Raw genomic sequence first — 15,402 nt, forward strand, 5'->3', positions numbered from 1 at the left:
CGGGCAGTACCGCACCACCGGCGGTACGGCACCACGGGCAGTACGCACCACCGGGCAGTACGGCACCACCGGGCCGCGACGGCCGCCACGACCGACACGACCGGCGACCGGGACCGACCCGGCCGGGGGACACAGGACAGGACACACGATGAGCGAGAAGGCCCGCACCCTCTTCGACGCGCTCGACCTCGACCGGGACGGCACCCTGACGCGTACCGAGGTCATCCTCGCGCTCCAGGCCAAGGGCCCGACGCTCGCGGCGCAGGGCGTGATCCCGCTCTGGGGCGTGGGGACCGCGGACGACGCCTCGGCGCTCTTCGACGAGGCCGACCTGAACGGCGACCGCGTGCTGAGCTTCGAGGAGTTCGCGGGCCTGGTGAACCGCCGCTTCGGCTGGTGACCCGGCCCGCCGCACGGCCGACGGGGCGGCACCGCGCGCTGTGACGCGGTACCGCCCCGCCGATGACCGTCACGCGCGCCGGGATACACCCGGCTCCGCGCCGCCCCGGAGCCCGGGACCGCGGACCGGTCAGGAGATCTCGGGAAGCACCCCGGCGACCGGCGCGGCCAGGTCGGTGAGCTGGCGGAGCTGGTTCAGGTCGTTCACACGGTTGAGCCCGCCCAGCTGACCGGCGATCCCGGGGAACTGCGCGCGGGACTCCGCCGGGATGCCGGTGGTGGAGAGGGCGTCGAGCTCGCTGACGGGGTTGATCGGCGGGCCGAGCGGGCCGGTGGCGGCGACGGCCTGGGCCGCGGAGGCGCCGAGGCAGGAGAAGGCGGCGGCCACGGCCAGGAGTGAGGTGATGCGTCGGGTAGAAGTCACACCCTCACAACGGCCCGCCCCGCCGACGGACACGGCCACTCGCCCACCCGGAGGGAACCTCACGCCTCCCGTACGGGGTGCTTGCTCAGGATCGAGACGCGGTTGAACGCGTTGATGGTGATCGCCACCCAGATCACCGCCGACACCTCGTCGTCGTTCAGCACCTCGCGGGCCGCGTCGTAGGCCCGCTCCTGCGCCAGGGCGTCGGCGGGGTGGGTGGTGGCCTCCGCCAGGGCGAGCGCCGCGCGCTCCCGGGCGGTGAACAGATCGGCGTCCCGCCACGCGGGCAGTACGCCGAGGCGCCGGGTCGTCTCGCCCGCCCGCAGCGCGGCCCTGGTGTGCACGTCGAGGCAGTAGGCACAGCCGTTGATCTGCGACACCCGCAGGTTGACGAGTTCCACCAGGATGCGGTCGAGGCCGGCCTCCGAGGCCGTCGCGCGCACGGCGTCGGCCGTCCTGACCAGGGCCTGGTAGGCCGCCGGGCTCTGCTTGTCGAGGTACACCCGCGGGCCGCCGGCGGCCTGTGTCACGTCACTCACGATGCGCTCCTTCGGCGAACCCGTGCACGTCACGGGTTCTGGGGCTATGATCACTCATAATTGTTGAAAACGAAACTACATCGCCTTGTGCGAGAAGGGCCGGTCATGCACGACACCGAGGTCGAGATCCTCACCGCCCGGGACGTACCGCTGGGCGGACCGCGCGCCATGACCGTACGACGCACCCTGCCCCAGCGGTCCCGCACGCTGATCGGAGCCTGGTGCTTCGCCGATCACTACGGCCCCGACGAGGTCGCCGAGTCCGGCGGAATGGACGTCGCCCCGCACCCGCACACCGGTCTGCAGACGGTCAGCTGGCTGTTCAGCGGCGAGATCGAGCACCGCGACAGCCTGGGCAGCCATGCGATCGTACGGCCCGGAGAGCTGAACCTCATGACCGGCGGCCACGGCATCAGCCACACCGAGGTCTCCACCCCCGGCACCACCGTCCTGCACGGCGTACAGCTCTGGGTGGCGCTGCCCGAGGAACACCGCCACACCGACCGCGACTTCCGGCACCACGCGCCGCGGCCCGTGCGCCTCGACGGCGCCGAACTCCGGGTGTTCCTCGGCACGCTGGCCGGCGACACCTCCCCGGTGCCCACGTTCACCCCGCTCCTGGGCGCCGAACTGCTCCTCGACGCCGGTGCCACCGTCACCCTCACCGTCGACCCCTCCTTCGAGCACGGCCTGCTCGTCGACGAGGGATCCGTCCTCCTGGGCGACACCCGGGTGAGTCCCGCCGAACTGGGCTACGTCGGCACCGGGCACACGACCCTGACCCTCACCAACGAGTCCGGCCACCGCGCGCGGGCCGTCCTCCTCGGCGGCACGCCCTTCGAGGAGCGGATCGTCATGTGGTGGAACTTCATCGGACGCAGCCACCAGGACATCGTGGAGGCCAGGGACGCGTGGGAACGTGCCTCCGAACGCTTCGGCCACGTCGACGGCTACCCGGGCGACCGCCTCCCCGCCCCGGCCCTCCCGAACGCGGCCCTCACACCACGCGGCAACCCGCCCCGCGGCTGATCGCGCAGCCCCCACTCTCTCCCCCACTCTCTCCCCCACCCCGACGCAGCAACGAAAGGCACGCCATGACCGAGCAGGAGACCACCACCCCCGGGAACGCCCCCGTCGTCCGGAACGTCGAGCCCCGGCACCGCTACGAGATCCTGGTCGACGAGCAGCGCGCCGGCCTCACCGCGTACCGGGACCGCGACGACCGGCGCGTCTTCTTCCACACCGAGATCGACGACGCGTACGCCGGCCAGGGCCTCGCCTCGATCCTCGTCGAACAGGCCCTCACGGACGTACGCGCCTCCGGGATGCGGATCGTGCCCGTCTGCCCCTACGTGGCGAAGTTCCTGAAGAAGCACGAGGAGTTCGCGGACATCACGGACCCGGTGACCCCCGAGATCCTCCAGTGGCTGGAGGCCCGCCTGGCCCGCTGACCCGGCCGGGGCGGGAGCCCCGGCTCCCGCCCCGCCCCGGCGGCGTCGTACGGGGGACCCGGATAATGGGCTCCCTCGGGCTTCCCGGACACACGGGGTCACGGCCCGGCTGATCCGAGGGGACGGGCGAGGGAGCGATGGCACTCGAAGAGGGTCAGCGGGTGAGGCTGGCGACGGACCTCAGGCTGACCGGTGCGGTCACGCGGGCCGACGGGCCCGTCACCTCCGACGAGCCGGAGGCGGACGCGGGTGCCGCGGAGGCCGCCTTCGCCGGGTTCCTGGCGCTGGCGGCCGGCCTCGAAGGCGTCGTCGAGCGCGTGGACACCCACGAGAAGCGGCCGAACGACGCCGCCCGCGAGTACGAACGCCTCAAGTCCCTGCTGGACGACTTCGGACACCAGATGCCGCCGGGGAGCCGGAGCCGGCTGGAGGAGAAGATCGTCGCCCTGGAACCCGAGTGGACCGCCTACCAGCGGGAACGGACCCGGGTGACCGTCCGCGTCCGCTTCGGCAACGGGTTCGTGCTCGACGAGGCCCCCGAGGACGTCCTCACCGTCGCCTGACCCCGTGCGGCTCGGGCAGCGGCCAGGCCCCGGGGTACGGCACCCGCAGCTTCTCGGGCGGCACCGGGGTGTGCTGGGCCGCGGCGTGGAACCGGCCGTCGCGCAGGACGGTCGCACCGCCGGCGAGCATGCCCGTGACCAGGTCGGAGGCGAGCACCTCGGGAGTGAGGCCGAGGAGCCGCGCCGCGTCCTTCAGCCAGGCGCGGGCGTGCAGATACGGCTCCACCTCGTCGGCCGGGATGCCGCCCCGGATCATCAGGGCGAACGCGAAGATCCGCCGGGCCCCGTACAGGACCGCGCCCTCGGGGTCGTCGACGAGGCGCCGTCCCCGCCGCAGCGCGGCGGCGAGGGCCGCGGCCGGGTCGGCGGGCACCGGGCCGTGCGACGGCAGGATCACGCGGGGCGCGAGGTCGGCGAGCCGCTGGAGGGAGGCGAGTGCGGTGGTGGCCGCGTCGGGTCCGTCGAGAGCGAGGTTGACCCAGCCCACGTCGTAGTCCGAGAGCGCGTCCCCGACCACGAGGAGCCGCTCCTCCGGCTGCCACAGGGCGAGATGGCCCGGGGTGTGCCCCGGGGTGCGGACGACCTCCCAGTCGGTGTCGCCGAGCCGGAGGACCTGACCGTCGTCGAGCGACACGTCGACCGTGTACGGGGGAACGGGCTGGTCCAGGTACTCGGCGGCGCAACAGCCCGCGTCCCGGCGGGTGATGGCCTCCGCCTCGGGCGCGCCGGCGGCGACGGCGGCTCCGCCGGCCTGGAGGAGGGCGTTGCCGCCGACGTGGTCGGAGTGCCAGTGGGTGTTCACGACCAGGTCGATCCGGCCCGCCCGTGCGCGGGCCCAGGCGGCGGTCTCCTCGGCGTGGCCGACGAACCCACTGTCGATCAGGGCCGGTTGGCGTCCGTGCAGGAGAAGGGTGTGGGCGTTCGGGAACGGCCGCTCCCACCAGGTCAGCCAGGACGGCAGGTCGGGGCGGGGGTTCACTCGGCGCTCCTGATCACGGGGATCATCATGGCACCGGGGGCCGGGGGACGGCCAGAGCGACAGGTGCCGGGGGGCGGGCAGAAGGCCGTAGCCGGAGGCCGGAGCCCGGACAGAGCCCGAAGCCGGAGACCGGGGCACAGGCAGAGGCCCGAAGCCGGAGGCCGGAGCGCGGCCGGCGGCCGGCAGCCGGGGTGGGGCCGGAGCGACAGCCGTCCGGGTACGGCCGCCGGGATGCACGTCGCACCGCGGGACCCGGACCTCGAAGGTCCGGGTCCCGCGGCACCGTCTGTCAGAGGGTGGCGCCGTGGGCGGCCAGGGCCCGCGCCTTGCCCGCCCACTCCCCCATGCACGCGATGGCCGAGGCGGTCCGCTTCACGGCGGCGGAGATGTCCTTCGCCGGCTTGCGGAAGTGCCGGCTGAACCGGACCATCTCGCCCGCGGACGCGCCGAGCAGACCCATCTGCGCCAGCCCCTCCTGGGCGGCCTCGTCCAGGGACATGAGTTGCTCCAGGAACTCCGTGGTCCCCTCGTCGCGTTCCTCGGCCGGTGCCGTCTCGATGAAGCCGAGCGCCGCCCGTACTCCGCTGTCGAGGGTCGGCATGCGCTCGGCGAACCCGCCCGCGACCGTGTTCAGCTCCGCGGCCGGGGCGCCGAGCGCCTCCGCGAAGCGGGCCACGGCCGCGAGCCGGGCGCTCGCGGGCGCGCTCGCCTGGGTGAGACCGGACATCTCGACGTTGGACCGCTCGGTGAGCGCGCCGATCGTCTCGATCGTCCGGGTCATCGCCTCCATGTCCGCGACCATCTCGTCCAGTCCCTCCTCGATCGCGGCGAAGTCGTCGAGCAGACCGGGCGAGTCGTCGTCCCACCGGCTCTCGTCGTCCGCGCCCGGGCCCTCGCCCTTCTCTCCGGGTACGGACGACGGCCCGTCCCCCTCCTGGATTCCGCGCAGGACCCGTGCGGGGGTGAGGAGTTCGAAGCCGTCCCTGAGCCCGGCCTCCAAGGCGCTCTCGATCTCCTTGCGCGCGTCGGCCAGCCGGCTGCGCGACCGCTGGTACCGGATCGTCCTGATGGACGCGATGTCGAAGGGCAGTTGCCCGGCCTCCCCGATGTGGATCGTCGGCTTGCCGGTGATGTGACGCAGCCCCAGCTCGTACATCACGTTGGGGTTGCCGCCGCTGACATCCGCGATGACGAGGTCGGACTCGATGACGTGCGAGCAGATCTGCGCGTTGATGTCACCGGCCTGCGGGATGCCGTCGGCACGCACGGCCTCGATGTCGTACTTCGCGCAGGCGGGGGCGATCACCTGCTCGTAGACCCCGAGGTGGTGCTCGTACGCCTCGCGCTCGGGGCTGCCGTGCGCGGCGTACGGATCACCGATGGGGCCGACGACGAAACACGTCCGGGGCCGGTCGGGCTCGGGCCGGGCAGCCTGTGACGCCATCATGCGGGGTCCTCCGTTTCGTGGGGGTCGGTGGTGTCGAACCGGGCGGCGTGCGCGGCGCCGGCTTCCAGGTCGACGGCGTACAGGGGCCGTTCCTCGATGCCGAGGGAGCGCAGCAGGTACGCGGTCGGGATGCGGTAGCGTCCGCCGACGCGCAGCACCGGGCAGGGGAAGGTGCCGAGGCGGATCAGCTTGTACGCCGTCGCGGGGCAGACGCCGAAGGCGCGGGCGGCCGTGCGCAGGTCGACGCTCAGGGGCAGGTCGAAGGCCTCGGCGAAGCCCAGCGGCGGCCCGGACCGGGGGCTCACCGCCGGCCTCCGGCGGGGCGCAGCACGAGGGTGCCGAGGAGTTCGGCGTCCTCGTGACGGCGGGCCCGGAACACCAGGTCGCGCAGGCCCGCGTGGTGCGCGAGCGCGCCGATCCGCTCCCCTTCGCGCCGGGTGCGCGACTCGGCGAAGCAGAGGGTCGCGGCCAGCCCGTCGGGGCGGGACGGGGGCGTGACGTGCAGTTCCCAGGCCTCGTCCGGCGGGGGCGGCCCTTCCGGCGGTACGGCGGCGGCGCGGGCGGCGGCAAAGGCCGCGACGTCCACGACGGGCACCTCCCACCGGAAGCGGCCGGCGTAGGCCCACATGCGGTTCACCGCCTCCTTCACGATCAGGCCACCGGGATCGGGGCGCTCCGGGGCGGATCGCTCGGGTTCCGGTCCGTCGGAGCCCGGTCCGTCGGAGTCCCGGCCGTCGAAGTCCGCGCCGTCCGGGGTCGTTTCGTCCGGTTCCGCCTTGTCGAGGGCCGCGAGGACGCCGAGGACGGCCTCCGATTCCAGGTCGGCCCGTTCGACGCGCAAGTGGCGCAGAATGCGGTAGAGGTTCCGGTACAGACCGGGTATGGCCAGCCACACGACGAACAGCCGTCCCCTGCCCTCGCCGCCCCGCGGCTCCCGCAGGGCGGCGGCGACCGCCTGCCGCCAGACCTCCGCCCCCAGAGCGGGGTCGCGCCGCGGTCCGTACAGGGCGTTCCGGCTCTCCTCGGGGGACAGTCGTACGGGGGTGCGGCCGACACGCACAGTGAGCGACGGCCGTGCGCGCTGCGGCACTCCGAGCAGCGCCCCGTCGATCAGGGCGAACGCGCCCCCGGGTTCAGTCGATGTCATCGTCTCTTCCTTCCCACCTCGTCAGGGCCGCTGAGGACAGCGCGGCGACGGCTCTCTCGCAGGCGCGCACGAGGTCGACGACCGCCGCGCGCACGGATGCGTGGCCCGGTTCCGCACGCCGACCCGGCGGTGCGGTCCGGGTCCTGGCCGGGAGGTCCGCCGGGGCGGCGGGATGGATGTGGATGTCGCCGTACACGGCGTGGCCGACGTTCACCCCGAAGTCCGCCCACTGGCCACCGCCGCCCGCGACGCCGCCTTCGTACTGCTCCCCGGTGTCGTACGGGGCCGTCACCCGGCGCGCCGGGGACCGGCCGGCGGAGGGACGACGGGCAGGCCGATCCGCAGGCCACCGTTGACGTCCCGCCCGACGGCGGCACCCTGCTGGACGTACTGGGAGAGGGCCGGCCGGCCCGGCCCCGAACCGTCCGGCGAGGACGGCGAGGACGACCCGGACGGCGCGGGCCGCGAGGACGGCGCGGCCGACCCGGACGGCTCGTGCCTCACCCCCCGCGTCCCCTCTCCCCGCGTCCCCTCCACCCACGGCCGTACGTCGTCCGGGCCGTGGCCGGGTACGCGGATCCAGCCGTAGCCCCCGAACTCCTTCACCCGCACGTCCACCCGCACGTAGTCGGCCGGGTCGAGCCCGGGGTGCCCGAAGCGCACCACGTCCTGGAACAGCCGGTCCGAGACGATGACGGCCAGGTCCGCCGAGGTGAGGCCGGCCAGCGCGGCCCTCAGCGGCGGCGCGTTCACGAAGCGGGCCACGGCGACCGGCGCGGGTCCGGCGTGGCCGAGTGCGGCGTCGGCGACGACACCGGCGTCGAGGGCGAGGCGGAGCCTGACTCGCGGGGCCCCCGGACGGGAGTTGAGGGCCCCGAGGCCGGCGGCGAGCTCGGTCACGAAGGCCCCGGGCACCACGGCCTCGGGGGTGGACTCGGGGAGTACGGCGAACTCCTGGTCGCCCTGCGGCTGGCGCGCCCAGCCGGCGCGGTCGAGTCCGGTCAGCCTCGCGGCCCGGTCGAGGAGCCGGACCAGATCGGCCTGGACCGCCGACTGGGCCCGGGTGTCGAGGAGGCTGTACCGCTCCACGTCGGCCGCGAGGCACAGCCGACGGTGCGGTACGGGGTCGGGCTGCCGGAGGGAGGGTTCGTTCATGGTGGATCGCCACCTTCCATGGCTTGTCGGGTGCGGTGCACGCCCACTCTGCGAGGAAGGTTCCGAGCCGTCGATCAACCCGTATTTGTGCGACTCCGTGGCCCCGGCCCGGGCACGGCGGGCACACTCAGCCGGGCGGCCGTCCGCAGCCGCGCCATGTCCCGTACGAAGGTCCGCCGGTGCCCGGTGGTGATGAGCCCGTCCTCGCGCAGCTGGGCCAGGGCCTTGTGCACGGTGTGCGTGGTGGACCCGGTGAGGGCGGCGAACTCGGCCTGGGAGAGGTTCACGTCGATGCGTACCGACTGCTTCCACCCCGGCTCGCCGTACGACTCCGCGAGTTCGACGAGGACCCGGGCCAGCCTCACCAGGACCGGGTATCCGCCGAGTTCGAGCCGCAGGCGGTCGGAGCGGCGCAGCCGGCCGCAGAGCACCTGGCCGAGGGCGAGCGCCACTTCGGGGTGCGCCCCGAGGAAGGGCTGCAGCGCGTGCCCGGGGACGACGGTGGCGAGCACGTCGCCGCAGGCGGTGACCGTGGCGGACCGCGGCCCGTGGTCCATGACGGCCACCTCGCCCACGACGTCCCCGGCGAGCCTGATGTCCATGAGCGAGACCCGTTCGCCGTCCAGTCGGGCCGTCACCTTCACCACCCCTTCGTGGAGGACCACCAACTCCCGGGCGTGGTCGCCCTCGTTGATCAGTACGTCCCCCACGACGTAGCGGCGCCGGCTGCCGAGCCGGTCGAAGGCCTCACGCGCCGAGGGCGACAGGGTGTGGAGGAACGGCACGCGTTCCTCGGTGTTCGAGCCGTGCGTCATGAGCACAGCAGAGCACCCCGCCGGGGCGGTGGCGCCCGTTTCGATTCCGCGCGCCCCGGTGCACCGAACGCACACCGGGGCGCGCGGCGGCGCACGACCGGAGCGCACTGCGCCGCCCCCGGAAACGCCCGAGGGGCCGTTTCAGATCGCTCTGAAACGGCCCCTCGGAATCCGACTTTCTCAAGTCGGGACGACAGGATTTGAACCTGCGACCCCTTGACCCCCAGTCAAGTGCGCTACCAAGCTGCGCCACGTCCCGTTGCCCGTCTGACCTGGGGTTTCCCCTGGCTGAACGCGCATGAGAACAATACCGCACTTTCCCCGGTGGTCACGAACCCCTTTCCGGGCGCCTCGGGCACGGGGAGGCGAGAGGGGGTGACGGTCACGCTCCGTAGCGCCTTGGGGGCTTCGCGTGCGGGGCGGGGGGCGACGGGGCGAGTTCCGGGATGAGCCGTCTTGGGTACGGAAGGTGCCCATGTGGCGAACAGAGTGGTTCGTACGCATATGCCGGTCGGATCGTTGCCGTTGGCATGTGGCAGAAAAATGCCCAAGCGGAATCCGCTGCTCATGGGCCCGAGCAGGGCGGGACCACCGAAAACACAGTCGGAACCGATCGTCAACCGTTCGGGTTTCGGACAAAACTCGTGGCGATATTGATCCGTCCCGGAAAGATCAACACCATGAAGTGTCGGCCTGTTCGGGACGGGACCACTGCCGATGCACCACCTGGGCGGAGAACCGACCAGGCGTCTCGCAGGGGAGGAACTCGGATGGACGGCTACTTCAGCAGTCGGCTGCATCATCAGCTCAGGGAGACGGTCCGCGACTTCGCGGAGCGTGAGGTGCGGCCGCGGATACCCGAGATGGAGGAGTCCCGGACGGTCCACCACGAGCTGTCCCGGCTGATCGCCGAGCAGGGCTGGCTGGGCGCGACCATCAACCAGGAGTACGGCGGCATGGGCGCCGGCCACCTGGCGAAGACCATCATCATCGAGGAGCTGTCCCGGGTCAGCGGCGCCATGGGCGCCATGGTCCAGGCCTCCCAGCTGGGCACCGCCAAGATCGTCCACTTCGGCAGCGACGAGCAGCGCAAGACCTGGCTCCCGGCCATCGCCGCGGGCGAGTGCCTGCCGACCATCGCGGTCACCGAGCCCGAGTCCGGTGGCCATGTCCTCGGCATGAGCGCCAGCGCGGTACGGGACGGCGACGACTACATCCTGAACGGCAGCAAGGTCTTCGTCGGCAACAGTCACGTCGGCGACCTCCACGGCGTGGTGGTCAGGACCGGTCCCGGTTCGAAGGGACTGACCGCTTTCCTGGTCGAATCCGATCGCCCCGGTTTCAGGACCGGTCCGCAGCAGCAGGCCATGGGTCTCCACGGGTTCAGCTTCGGCGAGCTGATCTTCGAGAACTGCCGGATTCCGGCCGCCAACCGCCTGGGCGACGAGGGCGACGGCCTGTCCGTCGCGTACTCCTCCAGCGTCCTGTACGGACGGGCCAACCTCACCGCCGTCTCGCTCGGCATCCACCAGGCGATCCTGGACGAGACCACCCGCTTCGCCTCCGAGCGCATCCGGTACGGAAAGCCGCTCCACGACCTCCCGACGGTCAAGCTGAAGCTGGGTCAGATGCAGTCCCGCCTCATGACCGCCCGGCTCGCCGCGTACCACGCCGTGCACCTGCTCGACCAGGGGCTCTCCTGCGACGCCGAGCTGATGAACGCCAAGCTCGTCAACGTCGAGTCGGCGATCGACTCCGGCCGCAACGCCATGGAGATCCACGCCGCCGCCGGCCTCTTCACCGACCGTGCCATCGAGCGCTACCTCCGGGACGCCCACCACATCTTCGCCCCGGCCGGCACCTCCGACATCCAGCTCCTGAGGCTGGCCGAGGTCGCCCTCGGCCAGGACAAGGGCAGCTGGTCGGAGCGACTGTCCGAGCTGGTCCGCACCCCTGCCCCGGAGCCCGTCCACGCCTGACCCGCGGACCGCCGGAACCGCGGCCCGTCGGCGCCCGGCCTCCGTCCACCGGAACCGCGGCCCCTCGACGCGCCCGAACTCCGCGCGTCGCGCCTCGACATGCCGGAAGCCCCGGTACGGCCGATGCCGTACCGGGGCTCCACGCGTCCCGGGCGTGTCCGGACGCCGACGGTCAGAACATGCCGTCCTCACGGCGGTTGATCTGCTCCATCAGCTCCGCCGCCATCGTCTTGATCGTCTCCAGACCGGCGCGCCCCCACGGCCGTACGTCCGTGTCGACCACGCAGATGGTGCCGAGGGCGACCCCCGTACGGTCTATCAGCGGCGCCCCCATGTACGAGCGGATGCCGATCTCGTCCACGACCGGGTTCCCCGCGAAGCGCGGGTAGTCGCACACGTCCTCCAGGACCAGCGCCTTCCGGCGCACGACCACGTGCGGGCAGTAGCCGTGGTCACGGGCCATGAAGCGCCCGACGCCACCGGAGCCCGCGGCGGCCGCACCCAGGTCGCTGCCCGAGTGGGTGCCCTCCGGGGTGTGCAGGCCGGCGAAGAACTGCCGGTTCTCGTCGATGAAGTTGACCATCGAGAACGGGGCCCCGGTCACCTCGGCGAGGCGGTGGGCGAACTCGTCGAACGCCGGCTCCGGCCGCTCCCCGAGACCCAGCTCGCGCAGCCGCTGCACACGGGCCGGCGCGTCCTTGTCGATGGGCGTCAGCAGGAGGTGACCGGTCGGGTCGTACGTCATGGCGTGGCTCCGTAGCTCGGCGCGGCGGCCGGGAGGGTGGTGAGCAGATGCTGGACGAGGGTCAGCAGGGTGCGGATGCCGGAGCTGGAGATCCGGGCGTCGCAGAGGACGACCGGCACCTCCGGCTTGAGGTCGAGGGCGGACCGGATCTCGTCCGGTTCGTAGCGGTAGGAGCCGTCGAACTCGTTGACCGCGACGACGAACTGGATGCCCCGCCGCTCGAAGAAGTCCACGGCGGAGAAGCACTCCTGGAGCCGCCGGGTGTCGGCGAGGACGACCGCTCCGAGCGCTCCCTCGGAGAGTTCGTCCCACATGAACCAGAAGCGCTCCTGGCCCGGGGTGCCGAAGAGGTACAGGACATGGCGGTCGTCGAGCGTGATGCGGCCGAAGTCCATCGCCACGGTCGTCGTGGTCTTGGACTCCACGCCCTCCAGGCTGTCGGTGGCGGCGCTGACCGAGGTCAGCAGCTCCTCGGTGCTCAGCGGTTCGATCTCGCTGACCGCACCCACCAGGGTCGTCTTGCCCACGCCGAATCCGCCGGCCACCAGGATCTTGAGCGCGGTGGGGAAGGCGTCGGTCGTGGAACTGTCGTGGCGCTCAGAGCCGTTGTCGTAGGCCATCGAGCACTGCCTCCAGCAAGGAACGGTCGGTTGGGTTGGCGTGGAACCGGGGGGCGCGGGCGGTGAGCGCCCCGCAGTCCACGAGGTCGGAGAGCAGGACCTTGGTGACCACGGCCGGGAGCCGTAAGTGCGCCGCGATCTCAGCCACCGAGGTGGGCCCGCCGCACAGCCCGAGGGCCAGGCTGTGCTCGGGACCCATGTGGGCCTGGGGGGACGAGCCGGTCGCCATCACCATGGACAGCAGGTCCAGGGCGGTGGTGGGCTGGGTCCGGCCGCCACTGACCGTGTACGGGCGGATCAGCCGGCCGGCCGCGTCGTCGAGCCAGGGCCCCTCCTGTGCGGACGTCACCTTCACCGTCCGCGGCCACCGACCGCGCCGGCCGCCTGCCGCGCCGGGGTGACCAGATACGGCCGGACGCTCTTGACGAGCATCGCCATCTCGTATCCGAGGACGGCCGCGTCCGCCTCGCGCCCCGCGAGGACCGCGAGGCAGGTGCCGGAGCCCGCCGTGGAGACGAACAGCAGGGTGGAGTCCAGTTCCACGACCACCTGTCGCACCTCGCCGCCGTCGCCGAACCGGGCACCCGCGCTGCGCCCGAGCGAGTACAGCCCGGAGGCGAGCGCCGCCATGTGGTCGGCGGCGTCGGGGTCGAGTCCGTGGACGGACTTCACGAGGCCGTCGGAGGAGAGCAGAACCGCGTTGCGGGTGTACGGGACCCGCTGGACCAAGCCGCTGAGCAGCCAGTCGAGATCCGAGGAATGGCCGGTCGGCACATTGCTCGCCATGGTGATCTACTCCTTGTGCGCGTCGTCTGGACGCAGCGATTCATGGGGGGCGGGCTGGGACTCGGCGAGACCGATGCCGCGTTGGAACGCGGCCATCAAGCCGGGGTCGTGCAGGGCGTGCTCCTCGGGCTTGCGGGCCACGGGCTCGTCGCGCAGCTGCGGCACGATGTGCTCCTGGGCGCGTCGCTTGGGGAGCAGGGGCCGGCCGTTGGTCTCGGGCGCCGGGGGCAGCGGCGAGAGCAGTGAGGCGGGCGGGCCCGTGCGGTCGCCGCCGGCCGGCTGTGCCGGGACGACGGGGGCGTGGCCGGACTCCCGGTACCCGTCGGTCGCGGACGGGTGGCCGGACTCGCCGTAGGCGTCGGTCGCGAGGGTGCGGCCGGATTCGCCGTAGCCGTGGGCCGCGGGGGCGTGGTCGTGCTCCCCGTAGCCGGTGGGGGCGGTGGTGCGGTCCAGGTCCCCGTAGCCGCCGGTGCCGGACGTACGGTCCGCGCCGGCGTACCCGCTCGCGGCGGAGGTGCGCTCGGGGTCCCCGTAACCGCCGCTGGTGCGCTCGGGGTCCCCGTAACCGCCCGTGGTGCGGGTCGGGTCGCCGTACACGCCCGGCTGCGCGCCGGTTCCCGCGCCCGTACCCGGGTACGCGAGCGGGGCCGGTCCGGCGGTCTCCTCGTGGCGGGCGGCGGCCCGCTCCGGGGAGGGGGCGGAGGGCGGTACGGGTGCCGTGCCGCCCATCGCGAGGGGCGCGGGCGCCTGGGGGTGCGCCGGGGCCGTCGCGGGGGCGACGGGCGCGGGCTGGGACGGAGCCGACGGGGGCTGCATCTGCACCTGGTTCGGCGGGACCGCCGAGGAACCGGCGGTCGCGGCGGCCTGGCGCTCGTGCTGTGCCAGTCCCTCCGGGTCGGCGCCGAGGAGGCCCTGCGGGAGGACGAGGACGGCCTGGACCCCGCCGTAGATGTTGGACTGGAGGCGTACGGCGATGCCGTGCCTGCGGGCCAGCGCCGAGACGACGAAGAGTCCGATGCGGCCGTCCTGGAGCAGGTGCGCGACGTTGACCTGGTCGGGGTCGGCGAGCAGGGCGTTCATCTTGTTCTGCTCGGTGACGGGCATGCCGAGACCGCGGTCCTCGACCTCGATCGCGAGGCCGGCCGTGACGTACTGCGCGCGGAGCAGCACCGTGGTGTGCGGCGCGGAGAACAGCGTGGCGTTCTCGACGAGTTCGGCGAGCAGGTGGATGACGTCGGCCACGGCATGGCCGCGGAGCGTGCCGTCGATCGGCGGGACGAGCTTCACGCGCGGGTACTGCTCGACCTCGGCGATCGAGGAGCGGAGCACCTCGGTCATGGTGACCGGGTTCGACCACTGGCGTCGCGAGATGGCGCCACCGAGGACGGCGAGGTTCTCGGCGTGCCGGCGGATGCGGGTGGCCAGGTGGTCGACGGTGAACAGGCCCTTGAGCAGGTCGGGGTCCTCGACCTCGTTCTCCAGCTCGTCGAGGAGCTGGATCTCACGGTGGACGAGCGACTGCAGGCGCCGGGCGAGGTTCACGAAGACCTCGACCTTCTGTTCGTTTCCGACGCTGCTGGAGAGCTTCGACGCCTGCACGACGGCGGCCACGGCAGCCTCGTGAGAGCGCGTCAGCTCCTGCGAGAGCAGGTCGAACTCGTCGCCGCCGGAGCTCGTCGGCAGCGCGGGACGGGGCGCGATGCCCTCACCCTTGCGCAACTGTTCGAGCACGGTGCGCAGTTCGCCCTGGCCGAGCGCGCTGGAGCGGCGCAGGCTGTTGCAGCGGTCGAGCACCGCCTTGGCGGCGCGGTCCGCACCGAGCGCGGCGGCGGCCACGGAGGCCACGGTGAGGGCGGCGGCTCCGGCGAGCGCGGCCCACAGGCCGGGCGTGGGACTGGCGCCGGTGGAACGGATGGTGAAGAGGACGGCCGCCGCCCCGCCCAGTGCCACCGCGACGGCGGGGAGCACGGAGGTGCGCAGGAGTTGGGGGCGTATGCGGGCTTCCGTCGTGTGCGGCGCGGGGGGCTGCGCCGGCGGGGTGCTGGGAGTGCCGGGGGCGGAGCGGGCGCCTGACCGGCCGTGCCGCCCGCCCTCGCGTCGATCTGGCCGCGAGGCGGGTGCGCGAAGTTGAGACATGAGTGTCCTTGGTACGTGCCCAGGATTCGGCGTACTGCGGGGTGTTCTGCAGGGGGTCTACGGGGGAGGTGTTCTACAGACGTTCGATGAGCCTACCGATGATCATCAACCACACACTGTAGTCGTCAACCGTTCATGTGCGGTGCGCAGTTGGCAAACTTACCCGTAGACCGGGCCGCTCTGGTATCGCCCCTCGTACGACCGGCCGAGAATGATC

The 15,402-nt window shown here is 72.8% G+C and carries 19 protein-coding genes and 1 tRNA gene; 5 read left to right on the forward strand and 15 right to left on the reverse strand.

Features of this window, described 5'->3' with window-relative positions; genetic code table 11:
- The first annotated feature begins 148 nt into the window (after positions 1 to 148).
- Positions 149 to 400, forward strand: coding sequence for an EF-hand domain-containing protein (locus tag ASD33_RS20900; protein WP_056562417.1), 252 nt, complete (start codon positions 149 to 151; stop codon positions 398 to 400).
- Positions 401 to 529: 129 nt separating this feature from the next.
- Here ASD33_RS20900 and ASD33_RS20905 read toward each other — a convergent pair whose 3' ends face one another.
- On the reverse strand, positions 530 to 823 hold the full coding sequence (locus tag ASD33_RS20905) for a hypothetical protein (RefSeq protein WP_063991984.1): 294 nt from the start codon (positions 821 to 823) through the stop codon (positions 530 to 532).
- Between the two features lie 59 nt (positions 824 to 882).
- On the reverse strand, positions 883 to 1,362 hold the full coding sequence (locus ASD33_RS20910) for a carboxymuconolactone decarboxylase family protein (RefSeq protein ID WP_056562420.1): 480 nt from the start codon (positions 1,360 to 1,362) through the stop codon (positions 883 to 885).
- 105 nt (positions 1,363 to 1,467) lie between these two features.
- Here ASD33_RS20910 and ASD33_RS20915 point away from each other — a divergent pair, with 105 nt between their 5' ends.
- The 3 genes from ASD33_RS20915 to ASD33_RS20925 all read left to right on the forward strand — a co-directional run bounded on the left by ASD33_RS20915 (position 1,468) and on the right by ASD33_RS20925 (position 3,376).
- Complete coding sequence (locus ASD33_RS20915) at positions 1,468 to 2,391, forward strand: pirin family protein (RefSeq protein WP_079044908.1); 924 nt, start codon at positions 1,468 to 1,470, stop codon at positions 2,389 to 2,391.
- Between the two features lie 65 nt (positions 2,392 to 2,456).
- On the forward strand, positions 2,457 to 2,813 hold the full coding sequence (locus tag ASD33_RS20920) for a GNAT family N-acetyltransferase (protein WP_056562424.1): 357 nt from the start codon (positions 2,457 to 2,459) through the stop codon (positions 2,811 to 2,813).
- A 137-nt stretch (positions 2,814 to 2,950) separates the two neighbouring features.
- Positions 2,951 to 3,376 (forward strand): hypothetical protein, encoded by a 426-nt coding sequence (locus ASD33_RS20925; protein WP_056562427.1) that lies wholly within the window; start codon positions 2,951 to 2,953, stop codon positions 3,374 to 3,376.
- Here the strand turns inward: ASD33_RS20925 and ASD33_RS20930 are convergent.
- From ASD33_RS20930 to ASD33_RS20965, 8 genes are all read right to left on the reverse strand, one after another.
- Positions 3,363 to 4,355, reverse strand: a complete 993-nt coding sequence (locus ASD33_RS20930) for an MBL fold metallo-hydrolase (protein WP_056562430.1) — start codon at positions 4,353 to 4,355, stop codon at positions 3,363 to 3,365. The genes ASD33_RS20925 and ASD33_RS20930 overlap by 14 nt on opposite strands.
- Positions 4,356 to 4,644: 289 nt before the next feature.
- Complete coding sequence (locus ASD33_RS20935) at positions 4,645 to 5,802, reverse strand: hypothetical protein (protein WP_056562433.1); 1,158 nt, start codon at positions 5,800 to 5,802, stop codon at positions 4,645 to 4,647.
- Positions 5,799 to 6,107: a helix-turn-helix domain-containing protein gene (locus ASD33_RS20940; protein ID WP_056562436.1), complete on the reverse strand. Its 309-nt coding sequence runs from the start codon at positions 6,105 to 6,107 to the stop codon at positions 5,799 to 5,801. Before ASD33_RS20940 ends, ASD33_RS20935 begins: the two co-directional genes overlap by 4 nt.
- Entirely contained in the window at positions 6,104 to 6,949 is an 846-nt protein-coding gene (locus ASD33_RS20945) for a hypothetical protein (protein WP_056562438.1), read from the reverse strand. The genes ASD33_RS20940 and ASD33_RS20945 overlap by 4 nt, the downstream gene beginning before the upstream one ends.
- Positions 6,936 to 7,241 carry a hypothetical protein gene (locus tag ASD33_RS20950; protein ID WP_056562441.1) on the reverse strand — a complete coding sequence of 102 codons (306 nt, stop codon included), beginning with the start codon at positions 7,239 to 7,241 and terminating at the stop codon, positions 6,936 to 6,938. The genes ASD33_RS20945 and ASD33_RS20950 overlap by 14 nt, the downstream gene beginning before the upstream one ends.
- Positions 7,238 to 8,104, reverse strand: coding sequence for a hypothetical protein (locus ASD33_RS20955; RefSeq protein WP_056562444.1), 867 nt, complete (start codon positions 8,102 to 8,104; stop codon positions 7,238 to 7,240). The genes ASD33_RS20950 and ASD33_RS20955 overlap by 4 nt, the downstream gene beginning before the upstream one ends.
- A gap of 74 nt (positions 8,105 to 8,178) precedes the next feature.
- Positions 8,179 to 8,919, reverse strand: coding sequence for a Crp/Fnr family transcriptional regulator (locus ASD33_RS20960; protein WP_063991992.1), 741 nt, complete (start codon positions 8,917 to 8,919; stop codon positions 8,179 to 8,181).
- A gap of 185 nt (positions 8,920 to 9,104) precedes the next feature.
- A tRNA-Pro gene (locus ASD33_RS20965) sits at positions 9,105 to 9,178 on the reverse strand.
- Between the two features lie 511 nt (positions 9,179 to 9,689).
- On the opposite strand from ASD33_RS20965, the gene ASD33_RS20970 reads away from it, so the two are divergent.
- Positions 9,690 to 10,898, forward strand: coding sequence for an acyl-CoA dehydrogenase family protein (locus ASD33_RS20970; RefSeq protein WP_056562451.1), 1,209 nt, complete (start codon positions 9,690 to 9,692; stop codon positions 10,896 to 10,898).
- A 172-nt stretch (positions 10,899 to 11,070) separates the two neighbouring features.
- On the opposite strand, the gene ASD33_RS20975 is transcribed toward ASD33_RS20970, so the two are convergent.
- The 5 genes from ASD33_RS20975 to ASD33_RS20995 are packed head-to-tail and all read right to left on the reverse strand — an operon-like array spanning position 11,071 to position 15,185.
- Positions 11,071 to 11,643 (reverse strand): GAF domain-containing protein, encoded by a 573-nt coding sequence (locus ASD33_RS20975; RefSeq protein WP_056562454.1) that lies wholly within the window; start codon positions 11,641 to 11,643, stop codon positions 11,071 to 11,073.
- A complete protein-coding gene (locus tag ASD33_RS20980; protein WP_056562458.1) occupies positions 11,640 to 12,263 on the reverse strand; it encodes an ATP/GTP-binding protein in 624 nt (207 codons plus the stop codon). The genes ASD33_RS20975 and ASD33_RS20980 overlap by 4 nt, the downstream gene beginning before the upstream one ends.
- Positions 12,241 to 12,612 carry a DUF742 domain-containing protein gene (locus ASD33_RS20985; protein WP_056562461.1) on the reverse strand — a complete coding sequence of 124 codons (372 nt, stop codon included), beginning with the start codon at positions 12,610 to 12,612 and terminating at the stop codon, positions 12,241 to 12,243. Before ASD33_RS20985 ends, ASD33_RS20980 begins: the two co-directional genes overlap by 23 nt.
- A gap of 2 nt (positions 12,613 to 12,614) precedes the next feature.
- Positions 12,615 to 13,049: a roadblock/LC7 domain-containing protein gene (locus ASD33_RS20990; RefSeq protein WP_056562465.1), complete on the reverse strand. Its 435-nt coding sequence runs from the start codon at positions 13,047 to 13,049 to the stop codon at positions 12,615 to 12,617.
- A gap of 6 nt (positions 13,050 to 13,055) precedes the next feature.
- The gene (locus ASD33_RS20995; RefSeq protein WP_056562467.1) at positions 13,056 to 15,185 is read right to left on the reverse strand and encodes an ATP-binding protein; all 2,130 of its coding nucleotides are present in this window, start codon (positions 15,183 to 15,185) and stop codon (positions 13,056 to 13,058) included.
- Positions 15,186 to 15,402 lie beyond the last annotated feature (217 nt).

The organism is Streptomyces sp. Root1304 (assembly GCF_001426405.1).
Classification (GTDB): Bacteria; Actinomycetota; Actinomycetes; order Streptomycetales; family Streptomycetaceae; genus Streptomyces.